Below are 16,291 nucleotides of genomic sequence, written 5' to 3' on the forward strand. Positions count from 1 at the left end.
CCGCGTTACTTGCGCCAAAACGCCGGAGTTAAAATGACCAACATGGTGAATAATTCCAAGCGCCCCATCAACATAGCCAGACACAGCCACCATTTAGAGAAATCATCGAGGCTCTTGAACGTACCGGCAACTTCCCCAAGCCCCGGCCCCAAGTTATTCAAGGTAGCGGCTACCGCAGAAAATGCAGTGATCTGCTCATGCCCTTGTGCCATCAGCACCAGCATGAACACCACAAATACCGCAATGTACACCGAGAAAAACCCCCACACCGCCTGCATCACATTTTCAGGCAACGGGTTACGGTTGATTTTGATGCTGATGCGTGCATTGGGGTGAATCAAACGATTGACCTCACGAATCCCCTGTTTCACCAGCAACAAGAAACGAATGACCTTCATGCCCCCGGCAGTAGAAGCCGCACACCCCCCAATAAAACTGGCAAATAGCAGCAACACCGGCAAAAAACCCGGCCACTCACTGTAACCTGTGGTAGTAAAACCGGCTGTCGTACCAATGGATACCACGTGAAACAAGGAATGCCGCAATGACTGCAAAAAACTGTCATACGTGGCGTTGTAATACAAATAAACGGTACTCACCACCGCTAACCCAGCCATCAGGCCAACATACGCACGGAACTCAGAATCACGCACATATCCCATCACACTAGCACTACGCCAAGCAATAAAGTGTAAACCAAAATGCACCCCTGACAGCAGCATAAAAACCACCGCAACGGCTTCAATCGCACTATTATCGAAATGCCCAAGGCTGGAATCGTGGGTTGAAAACCCGCCAATAGCCACCGTGCTAAAACTATGGGAAACCGCATCGAACCACTCCATGCCCGCGACGCGATAAGCCATTGCACATAAAATAGTCAAAACCAAATAAATATACCACAACAACTTAGCGGTTTCGGTAATCCGTGGCGTAAGCTTAGCATCCTTCATTGGACCTGGCGTTTCGGCACGGTAAAGTTGCATTCCCCCAACACCCAGAATAGGCAAAATAGCAACCGCTAGCACAATAATGCCCATCCCCCCCAACCATTGCAGCTCTTGGCGGTAAAACAGTATGGAACGCGGCAAACTATCCAAACCGATAATGACGGTAGCCCCCGTAGTGGTTAACCCAGACATGGATTCAAATACCGCATCGGTCACGGACAAGTCCACCGCTTCGGATAAGATCAACGGTAGCGAACCCGACAGCCCCAATACCACCCAAAACAACACCACAATCAAAAAACCATCCCGCGAGCGCAGTTCTGCACGTTCCCGATACACTGGTAACCAAAGCAATAGCCCACCGATAAGCAGCAAAGCAAAACTTTTCCCAAATGGCAGAATGTCAGGGTCATCCATAGTCCAACCGATAACAATAGGGGGCAACATCGTCAAACTGAACACCATCAGCAGCAACCCCAATACCCGTTGTATGACTTTATATTGCATAGACTTAGAAGAAATGGATACCGACTTGGAACAGTTTTTCTACGGCTGGCACGTAACGTTTGTCGGTCACGAGCATGATAATATGATCGTTTTCTTGCACAAGAAGATCAGCGGCAGCCATCAAAATAGTCTCTTGCCGAACCAATGCACCGATCGTGGTACTAGGCGGTAACTTGATTTCATCCAAACGTCTACCCACCACCCGTGAGGTTTTGTAATTGCCATGCACCACGACTTCAATAGCCTCTGCTGAGCCACGCCGTAAGGCATGTACTGCCACAATATCGCCCCGGCGGATATGCGTGAGTAATGCGCCTATCGTGACTTGCTGGGGAGAAATTGCCAAGTCGATGCTGCTTTCCACCAAATCGATATAACTAGGGCGATTAATGAGGCACATTACTCGGCGTGCACCTAAGCGCTTTGCCAGCATGGAAGAAAGAATATTCGCCTCATCGTCGTTGGTAATCGCCACAAACACATCAGTATTATCAATGTTTTCCTCTGCGAGCAGGCTTTCATCAGCAGCATCACCTTCCAACACAATGGTCTTATCAAGGCGTTCAGCAAGTTTGGCAGCACGGTCGTTATTCTTCTCAATGATTTTGACGTGATAGCGGGATTCTTCCAGCAAACGGGCAAGGCGATTGCCAATATTACCCCCGCCCGCCAGCATAATGCGCTTATAGGGTTTATCGAGTTTGCGCAATTCGCTAATAATGGCACGAATATGCTTGGGACTGGCGATGAAAAAAATCTCATCATTAACCTCTACCACCGTCTCTTCTTTGGGGACAATGGGCTTACCTTTTCGAAAAATAGCCGCTACCCGCGCTTCCACACCTGGCATATGTTCACGCATCGCCTTCAAGGGGGAACCAATCAGCGGGCCATCGTGCAAGGCTTTGACCCCAACCATTTGCACCTTACCGTTCGCAAAGCTAATGACTTGCAAAGAACCGGGGTGGGAAATCAAGTTAAAAATATGTTCTGTGACCAATTGTTCGGGGCTAATCAGTACATCAATAGGAACTGCCGTATCATTGAATAATTCCGGTCTATCCAAATAATGGGAAGAGCGAATACGCGCAATCTTGGTTGGAGTATGGTACAGCGTATGGGCAATCTGGCAGGCCATCATATTGATTTCATCACTATTAGTCACCGCAACCAACATATCGGCATCTTCGATCCCCGCCCGTTCCAACACCCGTGGGTAAGACGCTTGCCCGACTTCGACGCGCACATCCAGTTTTTCGCGTAAATCACGCAATGCCGTCGCATTGGTATCCACAATGGTGACATCGTTATCTTCGTGCACTAATGATGCAGCAACGGAATGACCCACTTGCCCCGCACCGAGAATCAGGATTTTCATAGAGTACGCTTAGCGTCCGTATTTTTTCGGGTCAACGTTGAGGGAACGCATTTTGCGATACAAATGGGTACGCTCCATTTTCACCTGATCCGCCAATTTGCTGACATTGCCATCCGCTTGTTTGAGTTGATAAATCAAATAATCGTGCTCAAACTGTTCGCGGGCTTCCCGCAAAGGCATATCAAACAAGCTTTCGGGAATTTGTCCGATTTCTTGTGAAAACACGGGAATACGCGTGCCAACCGACTCTTCCACCTCATCCAGCGACACTTCGGTTTCGGTGCCAAGAATCAACAAGCGTTGTACCAGATTGCGTAATTCGCGAATATTGCCAGGCCACGTATGGTTGCGCAGGAAATTCTGTGCCGCCAGCGAAATATGCCGGTACGGTAAACCCTCTTGTGCGGTGAGGATGTCGACGTAATGGTTGAGTAATTCCGGCACATCTTCGGGGTGTTCGCGCAAAGGGGGAATCATGATTGGTAAAATATTAAGCAGATAGTACAGCTCTTCGTTGAACTTGCCACCACGAACATCATCCAGCAAATCATGGGAGGAGGACACCATCAGGGTAATATCCATATCCACCCACTCATTACTCCCCACACGCATAAAACGGTTTTCCTTCAGGGCATGGAGCAAGCGGGTTTGGGTATCCTGATCCAACTCATAAATTTCAGCGAGAAACAGCACGCCACCATTGGCTTCATCTAACAAACCGTATTGAATTTTGTCCTGGTCTTCACGCCCAAACAGTAACTGGCTCATGCTACCCGCCTCTTTACTGGCAGCCAGTGCAGCCCGTACAAACGGGCGGTTTTTGCGGCTACTCAAGGCATGAATATAGCGGGCAAACGTTTCCTTACCCGTACCCGGCTCACCATACAACAACACCCGGCTATCATGCTGGGCAATGCGTTTTGCCTGTTCACGCAAGCGTTGCATGGTCTGACTGCCGCCGACAGGTTCCAAAGAACTCACCATTTGTTTGCGCAAGCCCCGGTTTTCCTTTTCCAATTGACTGGCACGCAAGGCATTGCTGATCGTCAGCAACATTTTAGCCATCGACAGGGGTTTTTCGATGAAATCGTGTGCGCCCAGTTTGGTCGCTTCTACCGCCGTTTCAATCGTGCCATGCCCTGACATCATGATCACGGGGCAACACAGTGTCTCGTTTTCACGCCATTCCTTGAGCAAAGAAATACCATCTTGCCCCGGCATCCAAATATCGAGCAACACCAAATCGGGCTTGCGGCTGCGGTGTAGCTCTTTGGCTTTCGCCGCGTTTTCGGCAGTGACGACCCGATAGCCTTCATCTTCCAGAATTTCACTGACAAGCTGGCGAATATCCGGCTCATCGTCTACCACCATAATGTATTGTGCTGTCATATCCCTACTCCCTATGCCTCGTTCACCGGAAACTTCACGCTGATTATAGCGCCTCCACCGTCATGATTGCGGGCGGTGAGGTATCCGCTGTGTTCTTCGACGATTTTTTTAACGATTGCCAAGCCTAACCCCGTCCCTTTGTGTTTGCTAGTGACATAAGGCTCGAACAGGCGCGGCAGTAATTCGGGCGGAATGCCAACCCCATTATCGCGGACACTGAGAATAGCCTGCTTAGTATCCGCTTGATACTGTGTGCTGATAGTCACGCTGGCTGGGCTGACGTGATGCTCCTCCAAGGCTTCCAGTGCATTTTTGGTCAGGTTGACCAAAAGCTGACGAATGCGGTGAATATCCAGTGACAGCAAAGGTAAGGTGGGAGCCAATTGCAAATGAATTTGCACCTGACCTTCATTCAGACGGTACAACTCAGCAACTTCTTGTACCAGTGCATTCAAATCAACCATTTGGAGGCGCAAACTGGGGGCGCGGGCATAATCACTAAACGCATTCACCATCGACTTGAGGTTGTCGACTTGCTGCACAATGGTATTGGTCATGCGTTGCAGGAAACTGGCAGATTCCGCACTGAGTTCACCTGACAATTTACGGCTCAAACGCTCGGCAGAAAGCTGGATGGGGGTTAGCGGATTTTTGATTTCATGGGCAAGACGCCGCGCCACCTCCCCCCATGCCGCATCGTGTTCAGACTGAATCAGATCCGTCACGTCATCAAATACCAGCACCGAACCTTGCTGCCCCGATACACCTTGCGGCAATGAAGCGCCACGACACACCAAAATCACATGTCCTTCTTCCGTATTCAGGGTAATTTCGGCTTGCCATTCCTGACCGGCAGCCATGTCTTGCCGGTGGGTTTGCACAATGTCGATGAAGGGTTGCAGTAACGGCAAATTCTCACCCAATTCACTCAGCGTTTTACCCACTTGATCCAGTAAGGATTGGCGTAAAATACTGCTGGCAGCAGAATTGACCCGGCGAATGATGCCAGTTTCATCCAAGGTAATGACACCGGACGATAAGTGTTCCAGCACCACATGCAGGTAATCGTGTTCTTGTTGCAACTGGCGGCGAGCTTGTTCACGTTCCCCACGAGCATCGGAGAGACGCTTGGTCATGGTATTGAAGGAACGCGCCAACATGCTGAAATCATCACGTTCAGAAACCGGCAGTTTCTTCTCCAAATCCCCGGCGGCAACCGCCAAAGTACCTTCCACCAAAGTACGCACGGGGCGCGTTAGGCGACGTGAAAACACAAAAGCTGCCCAGAGTGAAAACAGGGTGGTCAACACCATGATCACCACGATCATTAGGCGAAACATATTTTTGATAATATCGCGTTGATAAACCAAACTTTTGTATTCATTACGGGCAGATAACACACTTTCTGCCAAATCGCGTTCCCGATCTGCCACAGGAAAGCGGGCGGTTAGGATAGCGCGGCGTTCATTATCGTGCCCATAGACGATACTGACCGCAACCCGTGAAAATAACTTATCTGTGCCCTCAGGTTCCAGTGCATAGTAGTAATTGCGCATTTGCATAGCACTAAACAAACTGCGGCTTGGCATTTGCGGAATCAGGGTTTCGGTATCCTCCACTGCCAACGCTAAGAGTTGCTGAGAATTATCCAGCAGTAAAATCTCACTCGCACCAATATTAAGGAATGTTTCCAGTAACAAAGGAATTTCATGCAATTCTTTGCCTTGCAGCGTGCGTTTGAAACGTTCCAATGCCCCCAAATACTCGCGATGACGGGTTTCCAAAGCCAATTGGCTTAAATCCAGTGAATCATCCAGCGCCCGCTCCACGGATACCGAAAACCAGCGATCAATCCGTGTACCAATCATATTAATCGCAAACAAGGAAACAAACAGCACCGGCAGCAAGGTAAGAATCAAAAAACCCGTCATCAAGCGCAAAGTAAAACGCGAACCGGCTTGCCGCGTGCGCCATTGATTAAAGACCCTAACCAGATTTCCCAGGATAATCACACTCAGCAACACGAGGGTAAAAATACTGAGGTAAAGATGCCAATCCCCGTAGCGTTCGAGGTTGGTGGGGCTGAGCGTGGCCAAATTCAACAAAATCAGCGACACCAGCAGTAAGAGAAATACCAAGGCTAACGGCAACCATTGCCACCAGCGGCTTTTTAGGGGATCGGCCACAACACTCCGTCACTTTCCAGTGAATAGCGGTCAGAAAACAGCGATTTCAATTTCAGGGGTAATTCCAACGACTGTTGGGTCAAGGTAGCCGTTACAAAAATTGCGGCATTATCACCCCATGCATCCTCAGGTAACGCAGGCAGACGGTAATCACTCAGCGTTCCCATCTGTTCTATCGCTGCTGATAAATTGGGAAAGTTCCAATTTTCCTTAGTGTCAGGGCGCACCACCTGATATTGCTTACTTAACGGGTGGTATTTTAGTTCAGTTTTCACCACCACCAAGGGCTTTTGGGTATTCCACCACCAAGTATTGTGCCATTCCAAGGTGAAACGGGTTTCCTGTTGCAGCGTCAAGCCATTCAGTAAACCTTCCCGCAGGTAATCGCTCAGCTCAACATCGAGTTTGAAATTGGTCAGCAACTGCTTGGGAGGCTGAATGCGGATAGAAAACTCCCGAAACTGGAGATGACTTTCAGCCGCCAGCGCTTGCCCCCACAAAGCGCACAGCAGTAGCCCTATTAGTAAACAGCGCTGCATGATGGATAGGTTGGTGATCACGGTATTATTTCCTGCACGGCTTTGCCCAGTAGCGCGTAATAAAAACCATCCATGCCCTGTTCACCCGGCAAAATTTGCCGTCCAGCGACTTGGGCATAACCCCAAGCTACCTCAAGCGGCAGCAAGTGAGCATCTGGATGTTCTGTCAAAAAAGCCTCGACCTGATGGCTGTTTTCGTCCGGTAAAATCGAGCAGGTTGCATACAGCAACTTGCCACCGGGTCGTAAAGTATGCCACAAATTGTGTAATAATTGCGCTTGTTCTTGTTGTAACTCGGCAATATCACTGGCACGACGTAACACTTTAATGTCAGGGTGGCGGCGGATCACCCCCGTGGCAGAACACGGTGCATCCAGCAAAATACGGTCGAATAATTGCCCATTCCACCACGCCGTCGTGCCCCCTGCGTCCGCAGCAAGCAGTTCGGCTTGCAAGTGCAAACGGGTCAGGTTTTCGGTGACACGTTTGAGACGTGATTCGCTTTCATCAATCGCGATCAAGTGTAAACCGTCGGTGCGTTCCAGCAAGTGGCTGGTTTTGCCACCGGGGGCGGCGCACGCATCCAATACGCGCATTCCGGCTTGGCAATCCAACAACTGGGCGGCGAGTTGCGCTGCTGCATCTTGCACCGAAACTGCACCACTGAAAAAGCCGGGAAGTTGTTCAACACCAACAGGGGTTTGCAAACTCAGGGCGCTATCCACTAGGGGGACAAGCTCCGCCGCAATCCCAGCTTCTTGTAGCATGGCTTGATACGCCACCGTGGTTTGCACGCGTTGATTCACCCGCAATGTCATGGGCGCGTGGGTATTGCTGGCGCTGAGAATGTCCGCCCAAGCGTCCGGCCATGCAGTTTGAATGCGTTCAAGCAACCAGTCGGGGAAGGCATAACGTGCCGTGACGGTGCTATCCGCTTGTACCAATAGCTCGGCTTGCTGGCGGATGAAGGTGCGTAATACGCCATTCACCAATTTGCCTGCCCACTCTTTTTTGAGCTTTTTGGTGGCTTTAACGGTTTCGTTGACGGCGGCATGATCGGGTTTGCGCTGGTAGATAAGTTGGTACAGACCGATGCGCAATAAGCATTCCACATCCTTATCTGCCGGTTTTAAAGCTTTCTTCATCAGCTTTTTGAGGATAGCGCTTAAACGCTCGTGCCAACGCAATGTGCCAAAACACATGTCGCGCAGCAAAGCTTGATCGTGAGGGTTCAGGGTAGCAATCGTGTGGTCTTGCAGCACTTCGGTGAGGGATTCACCCTCGTAAATTACCCGTTGCAAGCACAGCGCTGCGGCGGCACGAGCGCTCACAGTTGCACCCCTAGCAAAGAGCGTCCATTTAAGAATTGCTCTGCGGTTAAGCGTTTACCGCCGGGGAGTTGCAGGCTGAGGATACGTACTACACCGTCACCAGTGGCAATGTCGATACCGGATTTGCTTTCGGCAATGACCGTGCCGGGAACTACCGCTCCCTTCACCCCTTGCGGGGGAAGGGCTGGGGATGGGGGGGCAGTTCGGAGTGAGGACGCAAACAAGCGCAACGGCTGCCCTTCGTACACCGTAAATGCCACCGGATACGCATCAAACGCACGGATAGTGCGATCAATCACGGTTGCGGGTTGTGTCCAGTCAATTTGGGCTTCTGCCTTGGTGAGTTTGTGGGCGTAATTGGCAAGAGTATCGTCTTGCACTTCTGGTTGCAGTTTGCCTGCTTCCAGCAAATCCAAGGTGTGCAGCAATGCGGTTGCGCCCTGTTTTGCCAGATTATCGTGAATGCTTTGCCCGCCATCCTGAGGGGTAATCGGGCAAACCACTTTATACAGCATATCACCCGTGTCTAGCCCGGCTGCCATTTGCATGATGGTGACGCCCGTTTCCTGATCCCCGGCCTGAATTGCCCGCTGAATCGGGGCAGCGCCCCGCCAACGTGGCAGCAGTGAACCGTGAATATTGAGGCAACCGTAGCGGGGAATATCCAATACTACTTGCGGCAGAATCAGCCCATACGCGGCTACAATCATCACGTCAGGCGCATAGGCCCGCAGTTTATCCTGCTCTTCGACTGCTTTTAGGGAAAGTGGCTGTTCAACAGGGATGCCAGCCGCTACCGCAAGCTGTTTCACCGGGCCAAATGTCAATTTGCGCCCCCGCCCCGCCGGACGATCGGGTTGGCAATACACGGCAACCACCTCATGCCCCGCTGTTAGCAGTGCTTGTAAAGCGGGTACAGCAAATTCGGGCGTTCCTGCGTATATAACCCTCATGCGATGATCGCTTTCGCAGCAGCGGCGCGGCGTTCTGCCAATTTAGCTTGTTCTTTTTCCCACTTTTGCACCACTTTGCGGGCGCGTTGCTGCTTGAGCGTGGAGAGGTAATCGACAAACAACTTACCGTCCAAATGATCCATTTCATGTTGGATGCAAATGGCGAGTAGCTCATCAAAGTCTTGCTCTAGCACCGTACCTTCACGGGTCAGGGCACGTACCCGAATACGTTCGGCTCGCGTCACTTTTTCGTAGTAATCAGGTACTGAAAGGCAACCTTCTTCATGCTCGATCTTGCCTTCTTTATGGAGAATTTCAGGGTTGATCAGGCACAACGGCGCATCTTTGTTTTCAGACACATCCAAGGTAACGATGCGCTGGTGAATATTGACCTGTGTTGCGGCTAAACCGATGCCTTGGTTGGCATACATGGTTTCAAACATATCATCCACAATCTGTTGGATGGTTGCGTCAACTTGGGCAACCGGCGCGGCTTTCTTGCGCAAACGCGGGTCTGGGTGGTGTAAAATCTCTAGTTTTGCCATTGTAAATACCGAAAATCTAAAAGTTCTGAATGTTTATCAGGGCATAGTTTATTATAACCCGCACATCCAACCCATAATAACGACAAGGATACCACCATGCGGCATTCTTCAGCTTTTTTCTTAAAAACCCTGTGCATTAGTATCGGGGCTGCCCTTGTGCTTAGCGGCTGCGGTACGACTACCACAACCCCTCGCGGGGGCGCAGACCCGTATGATAAGTATTATGGGCAAGCCACCACACAATCAAGTGATGTGATTGATTCCAGTAGTATTATCGTCAATCCCGCTGCACCACAAACCTATGTTGTCAAAAAAGGCGATACCTTGTGGCGTATTGCTCGCCAATTTCTGCATACCCCTTGGCATTGGCCAGAAATTTGGGATAAGAATCAGCGCATAGCTAATCCGCATCAGCTTTACCCCGGTGATGTGTTGACCTTTGACTACGCTACGGGGGCTAATGGCGATAAATTACAACCGCGCATCCGTATTGATCGACGCGGGGAAGGTGAACCCATCGCCACGTTAGCGACCTTCATGTTATGGCCGCGTGTATTGGATGAAGCCACCATCAACAATGCCCCGTATATTTTAGCTTCACGCGATGACCGTCAGTTAATCACTGAAGGCGAAACCATTTATGTGAAAAACCTGCGCAATGCACAAGCAGGCACACGTTGCGCTATTTTCCACCCCAACAAAGCCTTGCATGACCCACGTACCGGGCAATTGCTGGGCTATGAAGTGACCTATGGCGGCTACAGTCGGGTAGAACGGGTGGACAGTACCTCGACAGCAACCGTGCTGGATGCCAAACGCGAAATTCGCAAAGGTGACCGCTTACTGGCTCCTGTGGATGAAATGGCAAACCTCAATGGCATCATCCATGCACCTACCACCAAGGTGCGCGGCGACATCGTGTCGTTGTTTGATGCCGAAGCGATTAGTGGCAACCACATGATTGCGGTGATTAATAAAGGGCGACGTGACCGCATTGAAGTCGGACACACCCTAGGCGTTTACACCCAGGGTAAGTATGTGGTGGACGTGGTGGAATCGTGCAAAGCCAAATCGGGAGCGGTGTGCAGCCAACTTCCCCCGGAAAAAGTCGCGCATCTGGTAATTTACAAAGTGACGGATCGGGTGAGTTACGGCTTGATCATGGATGCAACCCGTGAAGTGAAGGACGGGGATAAGGTGGGTAATCCTTAACAATACCAGTGAGCATTGATTTGCTGGGGTTATTTTCCGATACAAAAATTGGAAAATATTTCCCCCAGCAAATCATCCGGCGTGAACTTGCCGGTAATCTGCCCTAGCGCATCCTGTGCGGTGCGCAATTCTTCCGCCATTAATTCCCCCGCATTGAATTCGCGCAACTGGAACTCAGCGCGTTCCACCGCTGCCTGCGTCGTCTCCAACGCCTGCAAATGCCGCCGCCGCGCCATAAACGTACCTTCCGCCTCGCCCTGATAGCCCATCCGCGTTTTCAACTCGGCGCGTAAGGCATCAATTCCCAATGACTGTTTGGCGGAAATGTAAAGGTGTTCGCCCTGTTTACCGGGGAGTTTGCCGCTTAAATCAACTTTGTTATGCACGGTAATGCGCGGCAGGTGCGGGGGCAAACGCGCCAGAATGTCAGCATTTTCCGGTTCATCATGGCGGGTATCATCCACCAGCAACAGGATCAAATCCGCTTTGGCAATTTCCGCCCAAGCGCGTTCAATACCAATCTTTTCCACCGGGTCATCACTCTCGCGCAAGCCAGCAGTATCGACAATGTGCAGCGGCATTCCGTCAAGGTTAATGCGTTCGCGCAACACATCGCGGGTGGTTCCGGCAATTTCGGTGACAATCGCGGTTTCCTGCCCTGCTAATGCATTCAGCAAGCTCGACTTGCCCGCGTTGGGTCTGCCCACAATCACCAGATGCATTCCATCACGCAATAAGCTGCCTTGTCGCGCTTTCAGGAAAATCGTGTGTAATTGCTGCTTAATGCTTTCCAGCCGGTTAGTCACCGCGATATCCGCGAGAAAGTCGATTTCCTCATCAGGAAAATCCAACGCCGCTTCCACATACACCCGCAATTCAATCAAGCCCGTGAGCAGCACATTCACCGCAGCGGAAAATTCCCCCTGCAAGGAACGCAATGCCGACCGCGCTGCCTGTTCCGACCCCGAATCAATCAAATCGGCAATCGCTTCTGCCTGCGCCAAATCCAGTTTGTCATTGAGGAAAGCACGTTCGGAAAACTCGCCGGGGCGTGCCAACCGTGCTCCCAGTTCCACACAGCGTTTGAGCAGCATATCCAGCACCACCGTACCGCCATGACCTTGCAGCTCTAACACGTCTTCGCCGGTGAATGAATGCGGGGCAGGGAAATACAATGCGATACCGTCATCCAAGGCCGAGCCATCGGCAGCTTTAAACAAACGGTGAACCGCCTTACGCGGGGAGGGCAGAGAGCCAAGAATACCAACGGCAAGCTTAGGAACAAGCTTGCCGGAAAGCCGGATAATCCCGACCCCACCGCGCCCCGGCGGTGTGGCTACGGCAGCGATGGTGTCAGGATTGTTCCACATGAAACATTAACCTCTTAGGCGTGTCCCACAATTTTCTTATTGATGAACCATTGCTGGGCAATCGACAATACGTTATTGACCACCCAGTACAGCACCAGACCCGCCGGGAACCACAGGAACATGACCGTGAAAATAATCGGCATGAACTGGAAAATTTTCTGCTGCATCGGGTCAGCCGGTGGCGGGTTAAGTTTTTGCTGTACCCACATTGATGCACCCATAATGAGTGGCAATACAAAGTACGGATCCATAATCGACAAATCTTTGTACCACAGCAACCATGGTGCTTGGCGCAATTCCACGCTTTCCAACAGTACCCAATACAAGCCCATGAACACCGGAATCTGGATCAAAATCGGCAAACAACCACCTAACGGGTTAATCTTTTCTTTGCGGTAAATGTCCATCATGGCTTTTTGCTTGCCCTGTGGATCATTTGCGTAACGCTCGTTAATTTCTTTGAGCTTCGGCGATACCGCTTTCATTTTCGCCATCGACTTGTAACTCATTGCCGATGGATAAAAGAACGCCAGTTTGATCAAGATCGTGAGGAAGATAATCGTCCAACCCCAATTGCCAACAACGCCATGAATCATCTGCATCAGCCAGAAAATCGGCTTGGAAATGAAGGCAAAAATACCGTAATCCACGGTTAAATCCAGCCCTGTGGCAATGCTTTCCAGCATGTCTTGGTCTTTAGGCCCGACATAGAAACCGGTTTTGAATACCCCCGTTGCGCCCGGCGCAATTTGCTGAACAGCACTGCGCATCCCTAACACATAGCCTTTCACGCCTTGGTTTTGGCTTACCATGCTGTAGTACTGGGTTTCTTGGTCTTGCTGCGGAATCCAGGCACTCAGAAAGTAATGCTCCTGCATCGCCACCCAGCCACCATTCACGGTTTCATTGACTGGCTTTTCATCCAAATCGTCAAATGACAGCTTGGTGTATTTGCCGTCGTGGAAATACGCCCCGCCAACATAGGCTTGCACCCCGCTCAACAGGCTACCCGCATTTGCCGCGTAACCGTGCTTCAATTGACGGTATTCGGTGCCGCTCCAGATGCTAGTGGATTGGTTGTTAACTTCGTGTTCAACGTTAACCAGAAAACTACCGCGTTTAAAGACAAAGCGCTTGGTGACGGTTACGCCATTTGCCCCTTGCCAAGTTAACGGCACGATCAACTCATTCTGTCCCTCAGCCAAGGTGTACTCGGTTTGAGCAGCGCTGTAGATCGCGAGATGATCCGGCGCGAGGGATTTAGCATCAATCCCCTCCGCCACTTGATGTTGTAACCCGGATTGCGCCACGTAATTGCGCCCATTCAAATCCAGAATTTTAACCGGCTTATCCGGCGTATCCAGGCTGACAGGGTAAGTAGGCAAATCGGTTTCTAAAATTTCACCACCACGGGTATTAATGCGTAACACCAGTGTATCGGTACGCACGGTCAGGGTTTGACCCACGCCATTATCCGCAGCCGGTACAGGCGCTACTTGCCCCGGTATTGCAGCCACACTGCTTTGCACGGGAACTTCTTGAGCCGCGCCATCAACGCTGGCAGGAGCAGTCACACTACTGGCGGCCGCGACTGGGGGTTTGGGTGCATGATCCTGTTGCCATGTTGTCCAAATCAGGAACAGCATGAAAAGCAGGGTGAGATACAGGAAGGGACGTTGCGAATCCATGGGTAAAGCAATCCGGTTATTGACGGTTAGGGTAGGGCAGTCTCATTGGGGTTGCCCAGACCGGCAGAGTATAGCTTGTGCAGGCGCAACCATAAACCTTCCAGTTGCTGGAAAATATCGGTATTGCTCATATTCAGGACATCCGTGCGACACATGATAACCAGATCAACCGCCGGAAGCCTTGCCTGATGCTGGCGAAAACTTTCCCGTACCAGTCGCCGGATACGATTGCGTTCATGTGCACGCCGTAACGCTTTCTTAGCAATCGCCATGCCTAAACGCGGAAAGCCGACCGTGTTAGCGGCGGCTCTGGCATTCAGACCATTAACGTGCAGGCGTTTACCTTGCTGGAATACCCGCTGGAACTCAACCCCGCGAGTCAGGCGAACCTCACGCGGAAAGCCTGTTATTCCTGACAGACCTGCATCCAAAATCTTATGGAATCAGGCGTGCACGGCCTTTGGCACGACGCGCACTCAATACTTTACGACCATCAGCGGTCGCCATGCGAGCGCGGAAACCGTGAGTACGGGCGCGGTGGATTTTGCTCGGTTGGAAGGTTCTTTTCATGACAAGTCACCAGATTAATTCATTAAGTCAATCACTGTGCGCACCACAAAAAAATTTCCGGTTCACGTACAGCTAAAAAGGTGAGGCACATTAAGGGATTGCATGGATTTTGTCAACACTACCATCAACAAGTGTGCGTAGCTTGTGCTTGTGGATAACTCTGGAGGACGTCTATAATTGCCCTCCCAACACTGTGCTTTCCACCCGTTTCAACCACCTTGGAACCGCTTTCTTATGCTCTGGCAACAATGTTTACAGCAACTCGAACAGGAAGTCCCTGATAGCGAAATCAACACCTGGCTACGTGCTTTGCACGCAGTTGAAAAGCGTCAGGCATTGTATTTATTAGCCCCTAATACCATTGTCCTGCAACAGGTTCACGAACACTATTTGCCGCGTATCTTATTTCATGCTCGTATTCTCACCGGGGATAATGAATTTGATGTATTGTTGCAGATTGGTTCATCTGTGCCAGCCCCGCCGCCGGTATCACCACAGCCGCTCACTAACCAACATCAACACCCGTCACCGACGCCACCAGCACAGCCCTATAGTAAAGCGTGGAACCCAACACAACCCGCACCAGTCAGCGAACGTTTTGCCAATGCACTGAATCCCCGCATGACCTTTGCTAATTTTGTGGAAGGCAAATCCAACCAACTGGCATGTGCAGCGTCACAACAAGTCGGTGACCATGCAGATACCACTTACAACCCGTTATTTATCTACGGCGGCGTTGGCTTGGGCAAAACTCACCTCATGCACGCTATTGGTAACCGGATTCTGGAACGCGAACCGGGTGCACGTGTCATTTATGTATATGCAGAACGTTTCGTTAATGACATGATTTCCGCCATTCGTAACTCACGTATGGAAGAATTCAAACAACATTACCGTAGCCTTGATGCCTTGCTGATTGACGATATTCAGTTTTTTGCGGGCAAAGACCGCTCCATGGAAGAGTTCTTCCATACCTTTAATGCGCTGCTCGAAGGTCAAAAGCGTATTATTCTTGCCAGTGATAAATTCCCACGCGATCTTGACGGTATTGAAGACCGTCTCAAAACCCGTTTTAACTGGGGTTTAACGGTACAAATTGAATCCCCCGACTTAGAAACCCGTGTCGCTATCTTACGCAAAAAAGCCGAAGATGCCGGGCTACGTTTACCCAATGACGTGAGCTTTTTCATTGGTAAGCGTTTCCATTCCAATATCCGTGACTTGGAAGGTGCACTGCAACGGGTGATCGCCAGTATGCGCCTCAAGTGCATTACCCAAGTAACCATGGACTTTGTACAAAATGCTTTGCGTGATCAATTAGCCAGCCAAGACAAAATGGTCTCGATGGCAAATATCAAAAAAGTGGTAGCACAGTACTACAATATTCGGATAACCGACATGGATGCCAAAAGCCGCAACCGTTCAGTGGCACGCCCGCGTCAGATTGCAATGGCGCTTTCCAAAGAACTCACCAATCACAGCTTACCGGAAATTGGCGATGAATTTGGAGGGCGCGACCACACCACCGTGCTGCACGCTTGCCGCAAGGTGGCAGAGTTACGCGAATCGGATCCTAAGCTAGAAGAGGAATTCCGCATCCTATTTCGGACGCTAACAAGCTGAGGATAACTACCCCGATAACTCACAGGATAGCCTGTGGATAAACAGTGTAT

The 16,291-nt window shown here is 50.7% G+C and carries 14 protein-coding genes; 2 read left to right on the forward strand and 12 right to left on the reverse strand.

Annotated features, from left to right (window positions below; genetic code table 11):
* Window positions 1-5: 5 nt before the first annotated feature.
* From BLV87_RS14735 to def, 8 genes are read right to left on the reverse strand one after another with little or no spacing between them, the layout of a single operon-like run.
* Window positions 6-1,457 carry a TrkH family potassium uptake protein gene (locus BLV87_RS14735; RefSeq protein ID WP_093069902.1) on the reverse strand — a complete coding sequence of 484 codons (1,452 nt, stop codon included), beginning with the start codon at window positions 1,455-1,457 and terminating at the stop codon, window positions 6-8.
* A gap of 4 nt (window positions 1,458-1,461) precedes the next feature.
* Window positions 1,462-2,835, reverse strand: a complete 1,374-nt coding sequence (trkA, locus tag BLV87_RS14740; RefSeq protein WP_093069904.1) for a Trk system potassium transporter TrkA — start codon at window positions 2,833-2,835, stop codon at window positions 1,462-1,464.
* Between the two features lie 9 nt (window positions 2,836-2,844).
* A complete protein-coding gene (locus BLV87_RS14745; RefSeq protein ID WP_093069905.1) occupies window positions 2,845-4,224 on the reverse strand; it encodes a sigma-54-dependent transcriptional regulator in 1,380 nt (459 codons plus the stop codon).
* A gap of 11 nt (window positions 4,225-4,235) precedes the next feature.
* Window positions 4,236-6,410, reverse strand: a complete 2,175-nt coding sequence (locus BLV87_RS14750; protein ID WP_093069907.1) for a sensor histidine kinase — start codon at window positions 6,408-6,410, stop codon at window positions 4,236-4,238.
* Window positions 6,395-6,970: a DUF4390 domain-containing protein gene (locus BLV87_RS14755; protein ID WP_093069909.1), complete on the reverse strand. Its 576-nt coding sequence runs from the start codon at window positions 6,968-6,970 to the stop codon at window positions 6,395-6,397. The genes BLV87_RS14750 and BLV87_RS14755 overlap by 16 nt, the downstream gene beginning before the upstream one ends.
* Entirely contained in the window at window positions 6,967-8,280 is a 1,314-nt protein-coding gene (rsmB, locus tag BLV87_RS14760; protein ID WP_093069910.1) for a 16S rRNA (cytosine(967)-C(5))-methyltransferase RsmB, read from the reverse strand. The genes BLV87_RS14755 and rsmB overlap by 4 nt, the downstream gene beginning before the upstream one ends.
* Window positions 8,277-9,233, reverse strand: a complete 957-nt coding sequence (gene fmt / locus BLV87_RS14765) for a methionyl-tRNA formyltransferase (protein ID WP_093069912.1) — start codon at window positions 9,231-9,233, stop codon at window positions 8,277-8,279. Before fmt ends, rsmB begins: the two co-directional genes overlap by 4 nt.
* Window positions 9,230-9,778 (reverse strand): peptide deformylase, encoded by a 549-nt coding sequence (gene def, locus BLV87_RS14770; protein WP_093069914.1) that lies wholly within the window; start codon window positions 9,776-9,778, stop codon window positions 9,230-9,232. The genes fmt and def overlap by 4 nt, the downstream gene beginning before the upstream one ends.
* Before the next feature lie 96 nt (window positions 9,779-9,874).
* Between def and BLV87_RS14775 the strand changes: the two genes are divergently transcribed.
* Window positions 9,875-10,990: a LysM peptidoglycan-binding domain-containing protein gene (locus tag BLV87_RS14775; RefSeq protein WP_093069916.1), complete on the forward strand. Its 1,116-nt coding sequence runs from the start codon at window positions 9,875-9,877 to the stop codon at window positions 10,988-10,990.
* Between the two features lie 29 nt (window positions 10,991-11,019).
* On the opposite strand, the gene mnmE is transcribed toward BLV87_RS14775, so the two are convergent.
* The 4 genes from mnmE to rpmH are packed head-to-tail and all read right to left on the reverse strand — an operon-like array spanning window position 11,020 to window position 14,618.
* On the reverse strand, window positions 11,020-12,360 hold the full coding sequence (mnmE, locus tag BLV87_RS14780; RefSeq protein ID WP_093069917.1) for a tRNA uridine-5-carboxymethylaminomethyl(34) synthesis GTPase MnmE: 1,341 nt from the start codon (window positions 12,358-12,360) through the stop codon (window positions 11,020-11,022).
* 14 nt (window positions 12,361-12,374) lie between these two features.
* Entirely contained in the window at window positions 12,375-14,048 is a 1,674-nt protein-coding gene (gene yidC, locus BLV87_RS14785) for a membrane protein insertase YidC (protein WP_093069919.1), read from the reverse strand.
* 26 nt (window positions 14,049-14,074) lie between these two features.
* Window positions 14,075-14,479, reverse strand: a complete 405-nt coding sequence (rnpA, locus tag BLV87_RS14790; RefSeq protein WP_245707047.1) for a ribonuclease P protein component — start codon at window positions 14,477-14,479, stop codon at window positions 14,075-14,077.
* Window positions 14,480-14,483: 4 nt separating this feature from the next.
* On the reverse strand, window positions 14,484-14,618 hold the full coding sequence (gene rpmH / locus BLV87_RS14795) for a 50S ribosomal protein L34 (RefSeq protein ID WP_002708931.1): 135 nt from the start codon (window positions 14,616-14,618) through the stop codon (window positions 14,484-14,486).
* A 234-nt stretch (window positions 14,619-14,852) separates the two neighbouring features.
* Here rpmH and dnaA point away from each other — a divergent pair, with 234 nt between their 5' ends.
* A complete protein-coding gene (gene dnaA / locus BLV87_RS14800) occupies window positions 14,853-16,241 on the forward strand; it encodes a chromosomal replication initiator protein DnaA (protein ID WP_093069921.1) in 1,389 nt (462 codons plus the stop codon).
* The last annotated feature ends 50 nt before the right edge of the window (window positions 16,242-16,291 follow it).

Origin of the sequence: Thiothrix caldifontis, from assembly GCF_900107695.1 — a bacterium.
Lineage (GTDB): Bacteria > Pseudomonadota > Gammaproteobacteria > Thiotrichales > Thiotrichaceae > Thiothrix > Thiothrix caldifontis.

Bases quoted from the DNA above. Each gene is read 5' to 3' on its own strand.
- fmt (WP_093069912.1), bottom strand. From the start codon at position 9,233: ATGAGGGTTATATACGCAGGAACGCCCGAATTTGCTGTACCCGCTTTA.
- BLV87_RS14735 (WP_093069902.1), bottom strand. From the start codon at position 1,457: ATGCAATATAAAGTCATACAACGGGTATTGGGGTTGCTGCTGATGGTG.
- dnaA (WP_093069921.1), top strand. From the start codon at position 14,853: ATGCTCTGGCAACAATGTTTACAGCAACTCGAACAGGAAGTCCCTGAT.
- mnmE (WP_093069917.1), bottom strand. From the start codon at position 12,360: ATGTGGAACAATCCTGACACCATCGCTGCCGTAGCCACACCGCCGGGG.
- BLV87_RS14745 (WP_093069905.1), bottom strand. From the start codon at position 4,224: ATGACAGCACAATACATTATGGTGGTAGACGATGAGCCGGATATTCGC.
- BLV87_RS14775 (WP_093069916.1), top strand. From the start codon at position 9,875: ATGCGGCATTCTTCAGCTTTTTTCTTAAAAACCCTGTGCATTAGTATC.
- yidC (WP_093069919.1), bottom strand. From the start codon at position 14,048: ATGGATTCGCAACGTCCCTTCCTGTATCTCACCCTGCTTTTCATGCTG.
- trkA (WP_093069904.1), bottom strand. From the start codon at position 2,835: ATGAAAATCCTGATTCTCGGTGCGGGGCAAGTGGGTCATTCCGTTGCT.
- rpmH (WP_002708931.1), bottom strand. From the start codon at position 14,618: ATGAAAAGAACCTTCCAACCGAGCAAAATCCACCGCGCCCGTACTCAC.
- def (WP_093069914.1), bottom strand. From the start codon at position 9,778: ATGGCAAAACTAGAGATTTTACACCACCCAGACCCGCGTTTGCGCAAG.